15 protein-coding genes are annotated in these 18,636 nt (G+C 58.9%); 8 read left to right on the forward strand and 7 right to left on the reverse strand.

Going from position 1 to position 18,636, the window contains the following annotated elements; all coding sequences use genetic code 11:
• Nucleotides 1–404 precede the first annotated feature (404 nt).
• The 6 genes from repA to O8B93_RS16360 all read left to right on the forward strand — a co-directional run bounded on the left by repA (nt 405) and on the right by O8B93_RS16360 (nt 6,329).
• On the forward strand, nt 405–1,619 hold the full coding sequence (gene repA, locus O8B93_RS16335; protein ID WP_269710975.1) for a plasmid partitioning protein RepA: 1,215 nt from the start codon (nt 405–407) through the stop codon (nt 1,617–1,619).
• A complete protein-coding gene (gene repB, locus O8B93_RS16340; protein ID WP_269710976.1) occupies nt 1,616–2,629 on the forward strand; it encodes a plasmid partitioning protein RepB in 1,014 nt (337 codons plus the stop codon). Before repA ends, repB begins: the two co-directional genes overlap by 4 nt.
• Before the next feature lie 185 nt (nt 2,630–2,814).
• On the forward strand, nt 2,815–4,092 hold the full coding sequence (gene repC / locus O8B93_RS16345; protein WP_269710977.1) for a plasmid replication protein RepC: 1,278 nt from the start codon (nt 2,815–2,817) through the stop codon (nt 4,090–4,092).
• A 417-nt stretch (nt 4,093–4,509) separates the two neighbouring features.
• Complete coding sequence (locus O8B93_RS16350) at nt 4,510–4,722, forward strand: hypothetical protein (protein ID WP_269710978.1); 213 nt, start codon at nt 4,510–4,512, stop codon at nt 4,720–4,722.
• Between the two features lie 67 nt (nt 4,723–4,789).
• The gene (locus O8B93_RS16355; protein ID WP_269710979.1) at nt 4,790–5,074 is read left to right on the forward strand and encodes a hypothetical protein; all 285 of its coding nucleotides are present in this window, start codon (nt 4,790–4,792) and stop codon (nt 5,072–5,074) included.
• Between the two features lie 55 nt (nt 5,075–5,129).
• Nucleotides 5,130–6,329 carry a low temperature requirement protein A gene (locus tag O8B93_RS16360; RefSeq protein WP_269710980.1) on the forward strand — a complete coding sequence of 400 codons (1,200 nt, stop codon included), beginning with the start codon at nt 5,130–5,132 and terminating at the stop codon, nt 6,327–6,329.
• A gap of 6 nt (nt 6,330–6,335) precedes the next feature.
• Here the strand turns inward: O8B93_RS16360 and O8B93_RS16365 are convergent, their stop codons facing one another.
• Nucleotides 6,336–7,805, reverse strand: a complete 1,470-nt coding sequence (locus O8B93_RS16365; protein WP_269710981.1) for a glycosyl transferase family protein — start codon at nt 7,803–7,805, stop codon at nt 6,336–6,338.
• A gap of 147 nt (nt 7,806–7,952) precedes the next feature.
• Between O8B93_RS16365 and O8B93_RS16370 the strand changes: the two genes are divergently transcribed.
• A complete protein-coding gene (locus tag O8B93_RS16370; RefSeq protein WP_269710982.1) occupies nt 7,953–10,061 on the forward strand; it encodes a TonB-dependent receptor plug domain-containing protein in 2,109 nt (702 codons plus the stop codon).
• Between the two features lie 159 nt (nt 10,062–10,220).
• Nucleotides 10,221–10,676, forward strand: a complete 456-nt coding sequence (soxR, locus tag O8B93_RS16375; protein ID WP_080828920.1) for a redox-sensitive transcriptional activator SoxR — start codon at nt 10,221–10,223, stop codon at nt 10,674–10,676.
• Nucleotides 10,677–10,705: 29 nt separating this feature from the next.
• Here the strand turns inward: soxR and amyA are convergent, their stop codons facing one another.
• The 6 genes from amyA to O8B93_RS16405 all read right to left on the reverse strand — a co-directional run bounded on the left by amyA (nt 10,706) and on the right by O8B93_RS16405 (nt 18,515).
• Complete coding sequence (amyA, locus tag O8B93_RS16380; protein ID WP_269710983.1) at nt 10,706–12,193, reverse strand: alpha-amylase; 1,488 nt, start codon at nt 12,191–12,193, stop codon at nt 10,706–10,708.
• Between the two features lie 111 nt (nt 12,194–12,304).
• On the reverse strand, nt 12,305–14,035 hold the full coding sequence (locus O8B93_RS16385) for an acetyl/propionyl/methylcrotonyl-CoA carboxylase subunit alpha (protein ID WP_269710984.1): 1,731 nt from the start codon (nt 14,033–14,035) through the stop codon (nt 12,305–12,307).
• Nucleotides 14,032–15,642 (reverse strand): 5-oxoprolinase subunit B/C family protein, encoded by a 1,611-nt coding sequence (locus O8B93_RS16390; protein ID WP_269710985.1) that lies wholly within the window; start codon nt 15,640–15,642, stop codon nt 14,032–14,034. The genes O8B93_RS16385 and O8B93_RS16390 overlap by 4 nt, the downstream gene beginning before the upstream one ends.
• A gap of 7 nt (nt 15,643–15,649) precedes the next feature.
• Entirely contained in the window at nt 15,650–16,459 is an 810-nt protein-coding gene (locus O8B93_RS16395; protein WP_269710986.1) for a putative hydro-lyase, read from the reverse strand.
• An 11-nt stretch (nt 16,460–16,470) separates the two neighbouring features.
• Entirely contained in the window at nt 16,471–17,238 is a 768-nt protein-coding gene (locus O8B93_RS16400) for a LamB/YcsF family protein (RefSeq protein WP_269710987.1), read from the reverse strand.
• Nucleotides 17,239–17,258: 20 nt separating this feature from the next.
• The gene (locus O8B93_RS16405; protein ID WP_269710988.1) at nt 17,259–18,515 is read right to left on the reverse strand and encodes an NRAMP family divalent metal transporter; all 1,257 of its coding nucleotides are present in this window, start codon (nt 18,513–18,515) and stop codon (nt 17,259–17,261) included.
• Nucleotides 18,516–18,636: the final 121 nt, after the last annotated feature.

Consider the following 18,636-nt stretch of genomic DNA (forward strand, 5'->3'; position numbering starts at 1 on the left):
CAGACGGGCGGCGGGCGCCCAACCGAACAATACCCTAGTCAACAAGTAGAGATTAAACACCTGCCAATGTCTACCCACACTTTCTGCCATTATGATTCATGGAATGGGCAGCCAGTCGAACCTGAAGTTAGCCGCGGCTAACTTTGAAAAAGGACGCGGGGGCCGCCGCGGAACGATCTCATTGCGCCCCTCCCTATCCTCACAAAAGAGAAGTTAGCCGAGGCTAACCGGCAAACCGTCACAAAAAGCAAATGTGATTCTTCCACAATGCTTTAGCGGCAGTTTTGCACCTGAGAAAAAAGCCTATTGCGCCAAAAAGAGAATCGGCGCTTATATCTCAGTTGCGGAAAAAACCGCCTTTTTCGAAAAAAACCGCTACTGCAATTTCGAGCGAAAGAAGACCGATGACACAGAGTGCCGATTTAAGACGTGCCGCAGGAGCACCCGACCTGACGAGTCTTATACAACAGCATTCGGCTGCGTTGTCAGCCCAATTGCAGGCTCATAATGCAAATACATTTTCCCCTCACACCGAAAAGAGCATGCGCCATTTTTCGCCGGCGGAAACCGCGCGGTTGATCGGCATTGGCGAGGCCTATCTTCGCCAGATCGCCTCCGAGCGTCCGGAGCTCGATGCCGCGCAGGCCTCCGGCCGTCGTTCCTATTCGGTCGAGGATATGGATGAGATCAGGAAATTCCTGGATCAGGGCGCCCGTGGCACCCGCCGCTATCTACCGCACCGCCGGGAAGGCGAAGAGTTGCAGGTCATCGCGGTCATGAACTTCAAGGGCGGTTCGGGCAAAACCACGACCTCGGCACATCTGGCGCAATATCTGGCGCTGCGCGGTTATCGTGTGCTCGCCATTGATCTCGATCCGCAAGCCAGTCTCTCCGCCCTCTTCGGCCACCAGCCGGAAATCGATGTCGGACCGAATGAAACACTTTACGGTGCGATCCGTTACGACGATGAACGTCGGCCGATCGCCGAGATCGTTCGCGGCACCTATATTCCCAATCTCCATATCGTTCCCGGCAATCTGGAACTGATGGAGTTCGAACATGACACGCCGCGTGCACTGATGCGCCGCGCCCCGGGTGATACGCTGTTTTTTGCCCGCATCGGCCAAGCCATCGCCCAGGCGCAGAACTTCTACGATGTCGTCGTCATCGATTGCCCGCCGCAGCTCGGTTATCTGACGCTTTCGGCGCTGACGGCTGCCACATCGGTTCTCGTCACCGTTCACCCACAAATGCTTGATGTGATGTCGATGAATCAGTTTCTGGCCATGACCGGCGATCTTCTCGCCGAAATCGGCAGGGCCGGGGCACGCTCCGACTACAACTGGATGCGTTACCTGATTACCCGCTTCGAACCGAGTGACGGCCCGCAGAACCAGATGGTCGCCTTCCTGCGCTCCATCTTCGGCGAAAACGTCCTCATCCATCCCATGCTGAAAAGCACGGCGGTTTCGGATGCCGGATTGACCAACCAGACACTTTTCGAAGTGGAAAGAACCCAGTTCACGCGGTCCACCTATGACCGTGCGCTGGAAGCCATGAACAACGTAAACGCTGAAATCGAAGGACTGATTAAAAAAGCGTGGGGTAGGGCAGCATGAGCAGAAAACAGATCTTTGCCAACCTTGGCACTCCCGCCGCCGACAGCAATGAGGCCGCCTCCGAGCGGTCGCGTCCGCGTATCAGGCCCATCCTGGGCTCTCCGGACCTTGTGACGGATGTTCTGAATTCCCCCGTTGGTATGATCGGCCAGTCGCTCAACGAAGTATCGGAACGCGCCAAGCGGGCGGAAGAGATCGAAAAGCAGCTCGCAGAAGGTCTGACGATCGTTTCTCTGAACCCTGCCGATATCGATCCATCCTTCATACCGGATCGCATGCCAGCCTCCGAAGAAGCGGATGCCGGTCTGGTGGAGGCCATTCGCGAACAGGGCCAGCAGGTTCCCATTCTGGTGCGCCCGCATCCCGATTTTCAGGGCCGTTATCAGGTTGCTTTCGGCCATCGTCGTCTGCGTGCAGTGTCGAACCTTGGTATTCCGGTCAAGGCAGTCGTTCGTGACCTCAGTGACGAGCAACTGGTCGTCGCCCAGGGTCAGGAAAACAACGAGCGCCGCGACCTCACCTATATTGAGAAGGCGCGTTTTGCCCAGAAACTGCAGATGCGGTTCCCGCGCGACACGATCATGGCCGCCATGTCTCTTCACAAGGGTGATCTCTCCAACATGCTGTCGGTTGTCGGCCGCATTCCAGAGGATCTCGTCGATCTCATCGGCCCTGCCCCAGGCGTTGGCCGTCGCAACTGGATGGATCTTGCCGATCAGCTTTCCTCCTCGCAGGTCAAGGAAGCGGCCCGCGCCTATATAAAGGATGCCACCGTTGCCGCCCTGACATCGGAAGAACGGTTCAAATCGCTACTGGATTTCCTGAAGCCCAAGGCGCAGGCCAAAAAAGCCGGCGTCTGGTCATCGGAAACCGGAGGGCGACTAGCCAAGGTGGTCGAGAGCGACCGCAAGCTGGATATCTCTATCGACAAGAACGAAGCGCCGGAATTTGCCAAATTCGTTCTCGAACATCTTCAGACGCTGTTTGCCGAATACCGGTCCAAACAGTGAGTTTTAACGCGAACGACTAACAGGAGACACATAACAAAAGAAAAAAGCCCCCGAACGTTGCCGCACGGAAGCCTTTCTTTGATCTAAGCAACCAAAGAATCTCATTTCCGCGAATCATAGTCAAGAGTCTTGGCATCGAATTTTTCGGTGAGCGATTTTCTTTTGCCTTGTGAAAGGTGAAAGACATGAACAGCACATGTGTAACGACGCCCTTTGGGCGGCGAGCGATGTCGTTTGGCGTCCTCGCAACCCAGTTTGCCGCACAGAAGACCAGAAAAGTCGAAGCGGTCGATAAATGGAAACTCTATCGTTCGGTCTGTGAAGCCCGACCCTTGCTCGGCGTGACCGATCGCTCCCTTGCGGTTTTGAACGCGCTTTTGAGTTTTTATCCGAAGAATGAGCTTTCCAGCGAAGCCGGTCTGGTGGTGTTCCCATCAAACACGCAATTGTCGCTGCGCGCCCATGGTATGGCCGAACAGACATTGCGCCGGCATCTTTCGGCGCTCGTCGAGGCCGGCCTCATCATTCGCAAGGATAGCCCGAACGGAAAACGTTACGCCCGCAAACACAGAGGAGGCGAGATCAGCGAAGCCTATGGTTTCTCACTGGCTCCGCTTCTTGCCCGCAAAACTGAAATCGAGGAACTGGCCGAGCGTATCATCAGCGAAAGGCTCGATCTTCAGCGTCTTCGTGAGAGCATCAGCCTTTGCCGCCGCGATATCCAGAAACTTTGCGAAATGATCGCCGCGCATGGTGATGTCAAAACCTTCGACGGGTTTCAGACCCGATACAATGCCATCGCAAACTCTCTTGGTCGCAATTCGAAGGCCGTGGAACTCAAGGAAATCGCAGGATTCCTGGCCTCTTTGCGTGCAGAAGTGACCAACTATCTGGAAAATATTGAAAAATCCGAAAAAACGGGCGGCAATGACTGCCAAAATGAGCGCCTCATAAAGAATTCAGAATCCGAATCCATATCTGAACGGCAGGATATGCGTGAGCCGGTTACCGTTGCACCTGCCAGCACCGCCACCGCCCAACCGGCATATGTGGCACCCATCAGTGTGAAACCTGTACCGCCATCGCCAAAGGCTGTTCTTCATAAGCAATTTTTTGTTCCTGATATTGTTTTGGTTTTGAAGGCTTGCCCTGACATTTCGCTCTACGCCCCGGGTGGAGCCATCACCGGCTGGCGTGATCTCGAAGTCGCGACCTCCGTGATCAAAACCATGTTTAACATCAGCCAGTCCGCCTATCAGGAGGCACTCACCGCCTTTGGCCGGCAGGGAACGGCGGCCATCCTCGCATGCCTGCTGCAGAAGGCGGACCAGATAAGCTCGCTCGGCGGATATCTGCGCAATCTGACGCGCAAGGCCCAGGAGGGTGGTTTCGATGTGCAGACCATGCTTCTGGCGCAGCTGCGGGGGCGCCAGGACAAGATGGAGGCGGGTATGGCGGGGTAGCTTGCGGAAAGATCGGTCCGACAGTACACTAACACCGCTTCCACACGCATCAGCAGATTCGCTTAAGGCTGCTGATATCAAGCGTCCAAAGAGGCTTCCTATGGTTAATGCAAAGTAATGAAAGTTAAGTGCCAATTAGCTTTCGTTTACGTTTTTCAGTAATAGATTTCAATCGCTTGAGTCTGCCTGATTTTTTTAAGCAATCGCACCGTCAGCGGCATAAAAAGGCAGCGTACAGTATCAATCGCCATCTTAAATGCGCATGAAGCGTAGACCTGCCTGCATCGGCACCACGATTTGATCGTCGGAAAACAGCCCTTCAATACGAAGGTAATCTGGGCTTCGTCCCAGCGGGCTGGTTGAACCTTCTACGACGTTTTGCGTTTGCCTCGATTGTTTCGAAGGATCGCTGAGCCGATGATTTTTCCGGATGATGTGGAACTGGCTATTGCTCTTTATATGGCGGATCACGCCTTGCCGCGGCATGGGGCCATAGAGAAACTCGTGAGAGCAGAACTTGAAAAGGCGGGCCATCTGCCGGGCGGTGCGGGTCGGCTGCCTGAAATCATCGATGGGCGGCCGAGCGCGGACTATGTCCAATATCGCTCCTATCTCGAGGGAGAGGGCTGAGAGGCGGCGGAACCAAAGCAGCCGAAGGCTGTTTATGCGCAAATAATTGTGCCCGGATATTTGCCCCATGCGTCTCAGATCATCTCTCCTCGTTCCTATGGCTACCGTCTTCATGGTCATGCCGGCAGCAGCCCAGCCCATTGAAGTCAGCACGCTGGAAGCGCCCAAAGCCCCGAGCGGCCAGATCGCACATCCCACCACTGGCCCGAACTACATTACCGATGTTTCGGGAAAAAAAGTCCGTCTGGTAGGCCCGCGTTTTTATCCCGACAGTGCGCGGTCGCTCGAATTTCCGGGACGAGGGGTACCGCCCTCCGCACCAGCAAGCGAAGAAGCGCTGTCGCAACGATGAGGGATGGTGGTGAGGAAACCGTTCTCACCGACGGGTATCATATGGCAGGAGCGGAATGAATACGGGAAACAAGATGTCCAGAGGCAAACCGGAGGCCGACAGCTGGATAAGGCAGGAGGGGGAAGATGCCGAAAAGGCCAGCTTTCCCGAATTGTTCTTCGATCTCGTTTTTGTCTTTGCCCTGATCCAGCTCTCCCACGCGCTTGCCAAGGATTTCGGGCCGACGGCGGCGCTGGAGGCCGGCATCCTGATCCTGTCGCTATGGTGGTTGTGGATACACACCACCTGGATCACCAACCTCTTGAATACAGAGAAAGAGCCGGTCCGCCTGCTTTTGTTCGTCCTGATGTTCGGCGGCGTTCTGCTGGCCATTGCCTTACCCAAGGCCTTTGCGGAGCAGGGTCTCGTCTTTGCGCTGATCTATAGCGCCATGCAGGTGGGACGAAGCCTTTTTGCGCTTTACGCCTTCAAGGGCGAAGATCGGCAGTCCTTTCTGATATTCGTGCGGGTGACGATCTGGCTCACCATATCAAGCCTGTTCTGGCTGGCGGGAGGTCTGGTCGACCTGGCGGATCGTATTCTGCTCTGGGGCATCGCGCTTGCCATCGAATATGCCGGCCCCACCTGCCGTTACGTCGTGCCGGGCGTGGCTTCGAGCGATGAGGACAGGCTTCATCTTTCCGGCGAACATCTGGCGGAGCGCTGCGCGCTCTTTGTCATCATCTGCCTGGGTGAAACAATCCTCACCACGGGCCGCACTGCGACCGAATATATGAATTCGGCTTTGACCTTCCTCGTCTTCTGCTCGGCCTTTGTCAGCACCGTGGTGATGTGGTGGATTTATTTTCACCACGGGCAGGAAGAGGCTTCCAGAAAGGCTGAGAATGCCGAAGAAAAAACGAAGATCGCGCAGAACCTTTTCAATTACGGGCATCTGCCCATCGTCGCCGGCATCATCCTGACGGCAGTGGGGGAGGATTTCAGCCTTTCCCATGCCCGCGAGGGCGCGACGATGCGGGAGGCGATCGCCATTCTCGGCGGACCGGTTCTGTTTCTGGCCGGCAATATCGGCGTCAAGATCGCCGCCGCCTATCAACGACCCGTTTCACATTTCGCTGGCGTTGCGGCGCTGTGCCTGCTTTTGCCGGTGCCGGGCATTCCGCTCTTCGTGCTGCAACTGGCCAGCACGGGAATTCTGCTCGCCGTTGCCCTGTGGGAATATCTGGCGCTGAAAAGCGCGGTGGCCAATGCCTGATCAGGATCAGGCGTGGACCAGATTGCGCGCCCTGTCGTTCCAGAGTTGCAGGCTGCGGGCATAGGCCTCCTCGAAGGGCAGGGCCATATCATTGATCAGCATCATTGCGATAGCGGCCGTGGAAATGATGATGGTTTCCGCCCGCACGTCCCTCGCCGCACCCGTCCAGACCGCCCGCCAATATTCGAAGGTGGTGAACATGGTCGGCATTTCGGCGGGCGGGGTTTCGCGGGCGGGAATGAGCAATTCGATATCTCTGCCTTTTGAAAGACCGAAAATCCGGGTGGTGCGGAACGGTGTGAATTGCGCAAAATCCCGGGTATTGCCGAGAATGGCGAGGTTCTCCACCGAGAGCAGCCGCGCGGTATCACGATGGAGTTCCTGATAGGAGGGGCGGGCCACACCGATCATGGTGCTTCTGGCGCGAAGCGGATTGAGGAGATGGACGACCGTGTTGAGCGGCAGGCGCATTTCCAGAATGCCATGCAGGCCAAGCAGGCTCTGGAATTGCAGAGACAGGCCGCCGATCGGCAGATAGGCGATGCGCTGCGAGGATATGGCCTCCGTCGCCTCGGAAAGAGAATGGCAAAGGGGAATGCCGCAGGCCTGTGCGGCGAGTTCCAGCTTGCCGCCATTGTCGCCCTGACCGACATGGCCGTGCAACAGGACGTTATAACCCGCCATGGAAACCAGACGGGCGGAATGCAGGAACCACGGCGCATCGCGATGTTTCGGTGACATATAGGCCGGCCAGTCGAGATCGACGGATGCGGGCCGCTGCCGATCCCTGCCGATATGCTGCCACATGGCTTCGATGAAGCCTGCAAGTTCCGCGGCGGTCACGCCGCGATAATGCATGGTGGCGAGCAGCGCGCCGACCTGTATGGGGTCGGCTTCGCCCTCGAGAATGATCGACAGCGCATCCATCGCCTCCTCCTGGGCGAGCGGGCGGCTGTTGCCGATGCCCATCGCCGAGGTCGCGATATATTTTGCGAGCCGATGCCGTGGATCGGCATTGTGACCGATGCGGGCGAGACGGTCGGCAATGTGTTCCGGTGTCGGCTGGCCTTCCAAGAGAACGCTGGGACGAAGCGAAAGCGGCGGCGCCTTCATCAGCACCGGCTGTTCCCAACCGCTTTTATCCGGCGCGGCCGGGCCTTCCGGTTTCTCCTGCGAATAATCCATCAGATTTTCGGCTTCCGCCGCCAGCGAGCGAATGCGCAGCCGCATGGTTTCCGCAAAGGGGGTGGGGCGCAGTCCCTGGCCAGTGCGCAGGAAAAGCTGGTCGCCATATTTTTCCCGGAGTTGCTGCAATATCCGGCTCATGGACGATGTCGGCAGTCCCATACCGACTGCCGCCCGGCTGACGCTGCCTTCCCGCAACAGGGCATCGAAAGCGACAAGTAATTTCAGCTGTCCAAGCCTGTCGGGTTTCGCCGTGGAGGCCTGTTCTGCTTTTCTCTTGCCGGTTGTCATCTTGCGTCTTTTTACTCCGCCGAAGCAACCGGGGAGCCCTCTTTGCAATTTCTGGAATTTAGAACTGTTCGAAAACAAACGCGTTGCGCCCGCACCTCCTCCTAAATAAGTGGTGCGTAATTCTCAAGTTAAATGCGGGGGCATAACATGGAATTGAAGTACCGCGGCCAGAATAGGACTGCGACAATAATAAAGGCCGGTCTTTCCGCAGCAATGGCGGGAACGGTCTTGGGCTTTGCTCTGCCGGTTTTCGCGCAGCAGGCGTCCGGGGGAACCACGGTTCTTCAGCAAATCGTTGTCACCGCATCCGGCTTCGAGCAGAATGTGAAGGACGCACCTGCCAGCATCACGGTTGTCACGCGGGAGGACCTGGAAAAGGGGGCCTATCGCGACCTGACCGATGCCCTGCGGGAAGTGCAGGGCGTGTCCGTCACCGGCATCGCCAATGAAAAGGATGTTTTCATTCGTGGCCTGCCCGGCGCTTACACGCTGATCCTCGTCGATGGCAAAAGGCAGAGCACGCGCGATGCCCGCACCAATGGCAATTCCGGCTTCGAACAGAGCTTCGTGCCACCGGTCTCGGCAATCGAGCGCATCGAGGTGGTGCGCGGCCCGATGTCGTCGCTTTACGGTTCGGATGCCATGGGCGGCGTCATCAACATCATCACTCGCAAGGTCGGTGATGTCTGGTCCGGCTCCGTCACCACCGAGGGTACGGTCCAGCAGCATTCCAAGTTCGGCAATAGCGGCCAGGTTTCCTGGTATGCGAACGGGCCGATCCTGAAGGATCAGCTTGGTCTGCAGCTCTGGGGCAGGGGTTTCACGCGGGGCGAAGACCGTATTCTGAACGGCACCACGGGCGCCAAGGAATATGATTTCAACGGCCGCCTGACGTTTACGCCGAATGAAGACCACGACATCTATCTGGAAGGCGGCAAGACCCGCCTGCGCCGCGACGCCGAACCCGGTGAAACGCTGGCGGCGACGGATGCCAATGGCACCTACAACACCAATACGCGTGATCACTGGTCGCTGTCGCATACTGGCCGCTGGGGACCGACCACGTCTGAATTCTCGTTCCAGCAGGAATGGGCGGAGCGCACCAACTTCACCAGAAACATCCGAACCGGCAGGGTGACGGAAAATCCGCGTTCGCCGGAGGTCCGCAACACCGTCCTCGACGGCAAGTTCACCACGCCGTTCGAGCTATTCGGCAACCATACGCTGGTGACCGGCGGGCAATATTTCGAGGCGCGGCTGACGGACCAGAATCCGGGCCGCCGCACCGGCCTCGACGAAACCTTCTCCGCAACGCAATGGGCGCTTTTCGTCGAGGATGAATGGCGCATCGTTGATAATTTTGCGCTGACGGGCGGTCTCCGTCTCGATAATCACGAGAAATACGGCAATCATTTCAGCCCGCGGCTTTACGGTGTCTGGAGCGCCACAGATGAGCTGACGATCAAAGGTGGTGTTTCCACCGGCTTCCGCGCTCCTGAAATCCGCCAGATCGCGCCGGGTTACGCCTATACCACGGGTGGCGGCGGTTGCAGTTACGGACCGAGCGGCACCTGCGGCGTGATCATCGGCGATCCTAATCTCGAAGCGGAAAAGAGCACGAGCTATGAAGTGGCCGCCCTTTGGGACAATGGCGACGTCGCCCTCGGCGCCACCTATTTCTACACCGATTTCAAGGACAAGATTTCCAACGCGCTGGTGCTCAACCCGGATGGGACGCCGGCCCGCTGGAGCGAGGATCGCAACTATCGTCTCTGGTATAATTACAACATCGACGATGCGGTCATTCAGGGCGTGGAACTGACGGCGACCTGGTATGCGACGCCGGAACTGACGCTGCGCGGCAACTACACCTATACGCATTCCGAACAGAAGACCGGCGATTATGAAGGTTTCCCGCTGGCGCGGACACCTGAACATATGGCCAATCTGCGCGGTGACTGGGTAACTCCGATCGATGGGCTGGAAGCCTGGGCTTCGCTGAATTACCACGGATCGGAAATCAATGCCGGCCCGCGCATCGGCACCAACGGTACGCCGGTGACGATCAACGGCAAGGCCGGACGGAAATATGACGCCTACACCACGCTGGATATCGGCGCGAAATATGCGGTCGCTGAAAATGTCGACCTCAATGCAGCCGTCTATAATGTCTTCGACAAGGATGTCGGCACCGACGACTTCAACACCGTCATGGAAGGCCGCCGCTTCTGGATCAGCATGACGGCGAAGTTCTAACTGCGCCATCCTCGCCGCATTTCAGGGGCGCCCACCGGGCGCCTCTTTTTTTGACCATTCGCCTATTGACCTCAACTATAGTTGAGGAATTATACCGGCTGCTCTTCAACGCGTTTTCGCATTTCCCGCGCGGAAATCGTTCCGGAAGCAGGAGCCAGAATGGAAAATACCATCTTCAAACACAGCCTGTCGGTGGGGGATGTCGCGCGCCGCAGCGGTATTGCCGTTTCCACCATCCATTTTTATGAGGCGAAGGGGCTGATCGAAGGCTGGCGCACCGCCGGCAACCAGCGCCGTTATCACCGCGCCGTCCTGCGGCGCATCGCCATCATCCGCATCGCGCAGCGGGCCGGCATCCAGCTCAGCATCATCAGGGACGCGATGGCGGATCTGCCGCAGGACCGGGTGGCGACGACGGCGGACTGGCGCAGGTTCTCACAGTCCTGGCGGGAAATGCTCCAGACTCGCATCAACAATCTGGTGATGCTGCGAGATCAGCTGACCGGCTGCATCGGCTGCGGTTGCCTGTCGCTGGATGATTGTCCGCTGCGCAATCCGAACGATGTTCTGGCCGATGACGGCGCTGGCCCGCGCCGCCTCGTTTCCGCAGAATGATCGCCCATCCGTGCTGAGACGGACGCCTCTTATTCGGCATCGGCGGGAATCCAGACGCTGACGCTGCCGCCATTTGTGGGGAATGTGCCTTTGCCGCTTTCATCAAGCGTTACCTGTTCTTCCCGGTGACCGAGAAAATCGCGCCAGACCGATCCCGCACGCTCCGGGCCGAGGTCGGCCTGCTTTTCGCCCGGTTCGCCGTTTGACATCACCACCACGCAGCCCGCCGCATCGGCGGTGCCGTGGCGGACAAAGGCGACGCAGCTGGCATCGTCGAAAATATCCGTCTGGGGACCGTTGGCAAAGCGGCTGCGGGCCTCGATGAGCCTCGGCAGGCATTCGATAGCGGGCATATCGATCTTGTATTCGTTGCCGTCATTACCGGTGTCGGTGTAACCAGTGCCGAACAGGTCGGGATAAAAGACGCAGGGAACACCCTCTTCGCGCAGCAGGATGATCGCGTAGGCGAGGGGTTTGAACCAGGGTTCCACCGGCGCTTCCAGCGATTGCAGCGGCTGCGTGTCGTGATTGTCGACCAGCGTGACGGCATGGTCGGGAACGGCAGAGACGAGCGAGCCATCGAAGATGCTGCGCATATCGAAATCGCCGCCCTGTTTCGAAGCATCATGAAAACTGTGATGAAGGGCGACGTCGAAAAGCATCAGCTGCTTGTCGACAAGCTCCAGATAACTTTTCAGCGCTTCGAGATCGGGGTGCCAATATTCCGCCACGACGAACAGATCGGTATCGACCGTCTCGCGCATATGCCCGACCCAATCGCGGAAGAACCATGCCGGAATATGTTTGGCAGCATCGAGGCGGAAGCCGTCCACCTGCACCTGTTCGGACAGCCACCGGCCCCAATATTTGAGCTCCTCATAAACCGCGCGGTTTCTGAACTCGACGTCCGCACCCATCAGATAATCGAAATTGCCGTTTTCCTGATCGACTTCCTCATTCCATTCCCCATCGCCATATTCGTTGACGAGGCGGAAAATGCCGTCTTCGGTCGGCTCCTCGATGTGGTCGACGCCGCTAAAGCACTTGAGGTCCCAGATGAATTTGGAATGTTTGCCGTTGCGGCCGGGAAAGGTGAAGCGTGTATAGGCGAGCGCTGCGAAATCCTCATCGTCGATATCGGTACGGTCTTCGGGATTGACGCGGCGAACCCGCACCTTTTCCTTCTCGTCGGCACCCATCTTGTGATTGAGAACGACGTCGTGAATGACACGGATGCCATTTTCTTTCAGCGTCTTGCCGGCATGTTCAAGAGCGCCGCGATCACCGTATTTGGTTGCGACCGTGCCCTTCTGGTCGAATTCGCCAAGGTCGAAGAGATCGTAGGTATCGTATCCCACCGAATAACCGCCGGCGGCGCCCTTGTAGGCGGGCGGCAGCCAGACGTCGGTGATGCCCATTTTGGCAAGGCTTTCGGCCTTTTCTGCCACCTCGCTCCATAATTTCCCTCCGTCCGGATAATACCAATGGAAGAATTGAAGCAAGGTGCGTCCGGCCATATTTCCCTCACGATGGTTAGTAGGTCGCGCCATAAACGGCTCGGCGGCGAAAGGGTTCCGCCGCCGGTGCCGCGCGATCTGCGATTGTGAGGCCGGCGCGCCGGCTGTATATTAGCCGGCTATATCGATGAGGGTTGCTCCCGCCTGCAGGTAGTCGCCTTCCTTGACGATCAGGCGGACCTTGCCGGCCCTGGTGGCGACAATCTGCGTCTCCATCTTCATGGCTTCCATGACCGCCAGAAGATCACCTTCGGAAACCATGTCACCGTCTTTCACCTTGAAGGATTGCAAGGTCCCGGAAACGGGGGCGGTAATTTCGCCTTCCTTTTTCTCGACCGCAACACCGGCAGCGGATGCATTGCCACCGCTGACGTTGCCGAGGCTGGAGAGCAGAATGCTGGGCAGGCCGACCGAAACACGCTTGCCGTCGATCTCGAGATAGGTCCGGGTCATCGACGGGTCGTCGGCCGGTGCCGGGCGCTCCATCGCATCGGGCATGGCGGCGAAATCGGTTTCGATCCAACGGGTGTGAACCTTGAACCCATCACTGCCGATGAAATCATCCGTCTCGATCGCGGCGCGGTGGAATGGCAGAACGGTGGCGATGCCCTCAATGCGGAATTCCTTGAGCGCACGGCGCGCACGGCGCAGGACCTGATTACGGTCAACACCTGTCACGATGAGCTTTGCCATCAGCGAATCGAAGACACCAGGCACGCTGGAACCGCTGACGACGCCGCTATCCATGCGAATGCCGGGGCCGGAGGGCGCATCGAAAACCGAAATCGAACCGGGTGTCGGCAGGAAGCCGCGGCCGGGATCTTCGGCATTGATACGGAATTCCATCGAATGGCCGCGCGGTTGCGGCGTTTCAAGCACACGCAGCTTGTGGCCTTCGGCAATACGGAACTGCTCGATGACGAGATCGATGCCGGTGGTTTCTTCGGTAACGGGATGTTCCACCTGCAGGCGGGTATTGACCTCGAGGAAGGAGATCGTGCCATCGACGCCGAGCAGGAATTCGACGGTGCCGGCGCCGGAATAACCGGCTGCGGCGCAGATCGCCTTGGCGGCCGCGTGGATTTTCTGCCGCTGTTCATCCGACAGGAAGGGGGCGGGTGCTTCTTCGATCAACTTCTGGTTCCGCCGCTGCAGCGAGCAGTCGCGGGTGCCGAGTACCAGCACATTGCCGTGCTTGTCAGCGATAACCTGCGCCTCGATATGACGCGGCCGGTCAAGGAAGCGTTCCAGAAAACACTCGCCGCGTCCGAAGGCAGCCGTTGCCTCGCGCACGGCGGATTCATAGAGATCGGCGATCTCCTCCATCTTCCATGCGACTTTCAGCCCGCGGCCACCGCCGCCATGGGCCGCCTTGATGGCGACGGGCAAGCCGTGCTGTTCAGCAAAGGCGGTGACTTCGGCGGCGGAGGAGACGGGCCCATCGCTGCCGGCAACCAGCGGCGCGCCGACTCCGGTGGCGATGCGCCGCGCTTCGACCTTGTCGCCAAGTGCCTCGATGACTTGAGGATCGGGGCCGATCCAGATCAGGCCGGCATCAAGAACAGCCTGGGCAAACTCCGCACGTTCGGAAAGGAAGCCGTAACCGGGATGCACGGCATCGGCACCGGCGCGTTTGGCAATTGCGATCAGCTTGGTGATATCGAGATAGGTCTCGGCAGGACGCACGCCCTCCAGCGCATAGGCCTCATCCGCCAGCCGGACGAAAAGCGCATCCTGATCGGGGTCGGCATAAACGGCGACCGATTGCAGGCCATAGTCGCGACAGGCGCGGATGATGCGCACCGCGATCTCGCCGCGATTGGCAATCAGCACTTTTTTCATCGCTCTTCTCCTCCGAATTCTGTGTTTTTGGCCGCGATTTCGGCAAAGGAGCCAATCGGGCGGAATTTGATTTTGGCGTTGACGGGGATTTGCCCGGCAAGATCGAGATGATATTCCGCCACCGCGCCGATGACGGGATAACCGCCGGTCAGCGGGTGATCGGCAAGGAAAAGAACCGGCTGGCCGCTATGGGGAATCTGGATCGCCCCTGTCGCGGTGCCTTCGCTCGGCAATTCGGCGCTGTCCCTGCGCTCCACCGGCACGTCGCCGGAAAGGCGAATGCCGACGCGGTTCGATTGCGGGGAGACCTGCCAGAGCTGGCCGGTCAGCGTCTCGATACCTTTTTGCGTAAACCAGTCGGTTCGGGGGCCAAGGATCACGTCCAGTGTCACGACCTCGCCAGTTGCCGGCGGCTGAAAAGCCGGAACCTCGTCGATCGATACGCTGGATAGACCGGATTTCTCACCCTTGAGCGGCAGGATGGCACCGGCACCCACGGGATCGGGGCCGACGACAGCCAGTGTATCCGTCGCAAAACTGCCGAGCACCGGCTCGATATCGAACCCGCCACGGACGGCAAGATAACAGCGCATGCCCTTAAGCGGCTGGCCGAAAGTCACCACATCACCGGCCTCAAGGGAAACCGGGCCATGGGTTTTGGCAGCGAAACTGCGATCCGCCGTCTTGATCGAGACGGGGCAGGGGGCGCCGGTTATGCCGATGACGGTGCGGCTTGTGCTTTTAAAGGAGAAGCCGCCGAGCGTCAGTTCAAGGCACGGCGTATTGACCGGATTGCCGACGATGCGATTTGCGGCATTAAACGCGCCGCGATCCAGCGCGCCGGAGGCGGAAACACCCTGGCCGGTCTGGCCGAAACGGCCGAGATCCTGGAATATGGCGGGCATCGGCGCGGCGAGCACCTCGAAATGCGGGCCCTCTTTTGTCGGTTCTTTCCGGCGCGGTGCCGGTGCCGGGATATCAACCATTCTGCCGGCCTTGTCCATGTCGAGGAAACGCACCCGGTAACCCGGCTGGAACAGCGCGCCGGGGTCGCGGTCTATATCCCACATTTTCACCGGCGTGGTGCCGATGATCTGCCAGCCGCCGGGGCTGTTTTGCGGATAGACGCCACTGAAGGCGCCGGCCAGCGCCACGGAACCGGCTGGAATGCGGGTGCGCGGGCTTTGCCGGCGCGGCACATGCAGCGCCGGATCGCCGCCGACCAGATAACCGAAACCGGGGGCGAAACCGCAGAAGGCTACGGTAAATTCGCTTTCGGTATGACGGCGAATGACCTCTTCAATGCTCATGCCGGTCAGTTCGGCAACGTCGGCGAGATCTTCGCCATCATAGTGGACGGGAATTTCCACGAGATTGTCCGAAGGCGCGATCTTTGCCGAGAGATCGCGGCTTGCGAGTTGCGCGACCAGCATCTCCACACCGATTTTCTCAGGGCGGAAACGGATCATCAAGGTACGGGCAGCCGGCACCGTCTCTTCAATGCCTTCGACTGGATCGTTCTGAAGCGAGGCGAAGAGCGCCAGCGTTTCATCGAGATCGGCGAGTTCGACAAGGATTGTGGTGAGGCTGACGGGAAGAAAACGCATCATATCCTCACGCGTGATAGGCAGTGTCGGGAATATCGGTGATGAACATGTGGCCTGGCGCATGGGTGATGGCAAAGGGAACACCAGATGCCATCACGGCGGCCTGTGGGGTCACGCCGCAGGCCCAGAATACCGGAACTTCGCCCGGCTCAATCCGCACCGCATCACCGAAATCAGGCTTGGAAAGATCTGAAATGCCGATCTCTTCCGGAGCGCCGACATGCACGGGCGCACCGTGCACGGCCGGAAAACGTCCGGAAATGGTAGCCGCATCCGCGACGCGTGAAGCCGGGATCGGCCGCATGGAAACGACCATGTTGCCCTTCAACCGTCCGGCCGGGCGGCAAGGCCGGTTGGTCAGATACATCGGCACATTGCTCTTGTCGGTCATGTGGCGGATTTCGATGCCCGCCTCCACCATCGGCGTTTCGAAGGTGAAGCTGCAGCCGATGAGGAAAGCGACGAGATCATCACGCTCCGCCCAGGCAGACGTCGCATCCGCGGTTTCCTCGGCAAGCTTGCCATCCCGCCAGATGCGGTAAAGCGGCAAGTCGGTTCTCAGATCAGCGCCGGGCGCCAGAAGCGTGGTGGGCGAGCCGGGATCGGAAACATCGAGCACCGGGCAAGGTTTTGGATTGCGCTGCGCATAGAGCAGGAAATCGAAGGCCCAGTCGCGCGGCAGCACGATCATGTTCGCCTGCGTGAAGCCGGGCGCAATGCCGGAAGTGGGGGCGACAAGGCCATCGCGATAGGTCGCACGGGCCTTTCGTGCGGCCTCTGCATCGGTGTGGTTGAGATAGGATGTTGGTATCGTCATCGGCTACCCTTTCAGCGATCGGATGCGAAGGAGCGAATGTCGATGCCATCAGCCTCGAAACGACGGCGAATTTCCTGAGCGATGGAGACGGCGCCCGGGCTGTCGCCGTGCACGCAGATGGATTGCGCCTCGATTTTTATGATGCTGCCATCGATCGCCTCCAGCGTACCCTCGCGGGCAAGCTGAACCATACGGTCGGCGATTTTTGCTGCGTCATGCAATACCGCACCGGCTTCCCGGCGCGACACCAGCTGGCCTTCGGGCGTATAGGCGCGGTCGGCAAAGGCTTCGGCAACGACGGCGAGACCGGCCTTGCGGGCAAGATCGAGGATAGGCGCGTTGGCGAGGCCCATCAATATCAGCGAAGGGTCGATCGCCTTGATGCCGTCGATGACGGCCTGCCCCTGTTTCGCGTCATTGGCGATGCGGTTGTAAAGTGCGCCATGCGGCTTGACATAACGCACCGTGGTTCCGGCGGCGGCGGCAACGCCTTTCAGCGCGCCGATCTGGTAGATGACATCGGCAATCAGTTCTTCCGAGGTTGCGTCCAGATCGCGGCGGCCGAAGCCGACGCGGTCCGGATAGGAGACATGGGCGCCGACGACCACGCCTTTTTCGGCAGCGGCCTTGACTGTGCGGTAGATGCCGGCCGGGTCACCTGCGTGAAATCCGCAGGCTATGTTGGCGCTGGAAACGATGGCAAGCATCGCCTCGTCATCACCCATGCGCCACGCGCCGTAACTTTCGCCAAGATCGCTGTTGAGATCGATAGCGGCCATGTTTGCCTCCCTTTATTGTGTCAGTAGCCGAGCAGGCCGAAGATCGCGCCGACCGATTTATAGGCCATATACCAGGTGAGTGCGCAGGTCAGCACACCAAGTATCAGCAGCCAGCGCGGGTAATGATAACCGTGCATCAGGTCGGCGCGTCTCCATGCGGCATACATGAAGATCGAGAGGCCGATCGGCAGAACAAGACCGTTCAGGCCGCCGACGAAGACGAGCATGGCCGCGGGCGGAGTGGTGATGATGATATAAGCGATCAGCGAGATGGCGATGAAGCCGACGGTCGCGAAATTGCGCTGGCGTTCCGTCATTTCCGGCTTGAAGGCCGTCAGGAAGGAAACGGAAGTATAGGCCGCGCCGATGATGCTGGTCATGGCAGAGGCGAGGAAAACCGCGCCGAACAGACGGTAGCCGATATTGCCGGCGGCGGCATGGAACGCCTGGCCTGCCGGGTTTGCCGCCTTGCCGGAGAGATCGATGATCACGCCGCTTGCGACGACACCCAGAATGGCGAGGAACAGGATGTAGCGCAGCACGCCTGTTATCGCGATGCCGCTCAGCGCGGCGCGATTGACCGCGCTGATATTTTCAACGCCGACCATGCCCTTGTCCAGCAGACGGTGCGCGCCGGCATAGGTGATGTAGCCGCCGACGGTGCCGCCGACGATGGTGGTGATGGTGACGAAATCGATGGTATCAGGCAGGAAGGTCTGGCGGAAAGCTTCTGCCACCGGGGGACCGGACACATATGCCGCATAAAGGATCAACGCGAGCTTGACGAAAGCGGCCACGAAAACGACGCGGTCCATGGCGATACCCGCACGGCGCGACAGGAAGATGCCGATGGCTGCCAGCGCGCCGATTGCGCCGCCGATCTTCGGGTCGAGATCGATCATGGCGTTAAAGCCGAGCCCCGCCCCGCCGATATTGCCGACGTTGAAGAACAGGCCGCCGATGATAACGAGGATGGCGAGCAGATAACCCGAGCCCGGAATGGCGGCATTGGCAATCGCCGGTGCTCGCATGCGGGTGATGGTGACGATACGCCAGATATTGGCCTGCACCACAAAGTCGATCAGGATGGAAATGAGAATGGCGAATGCGAATGCGGCGCCCAGTTTCACCGTGAAATTCGCCGTCTGAGTGATAAAGCCCGGCCCTACGGCTGACATCGACATCAAGAACATGGCCGAAAGTAGGGCATAACGCTGGGTTTTTGCCTTCTGTGCCGCCGCATTCGGGTCGGCGGGCGTGGGCATTTTCTGCTCCATGGATTTTCTCCGCTCTTGTCGCAATCCGCCCCTCGCGGAATGCTTTATGCGGGTGATCTTGTCGTGTTCTGTGAAATTGTCAACTTTGTTGAACAATATAAAGTTATCGTTCTTTCATTTT

Source organism: Martinezella rhizogenes, assembly GCF_027460065.1.
Classification (GTDB): Bacteria; Pseudomonadota; Alphaproteobacteria; order Rhizobiales; family Rhizobiaceae; genus Agrobacterium; species Agrobacterium rhizogenes_C.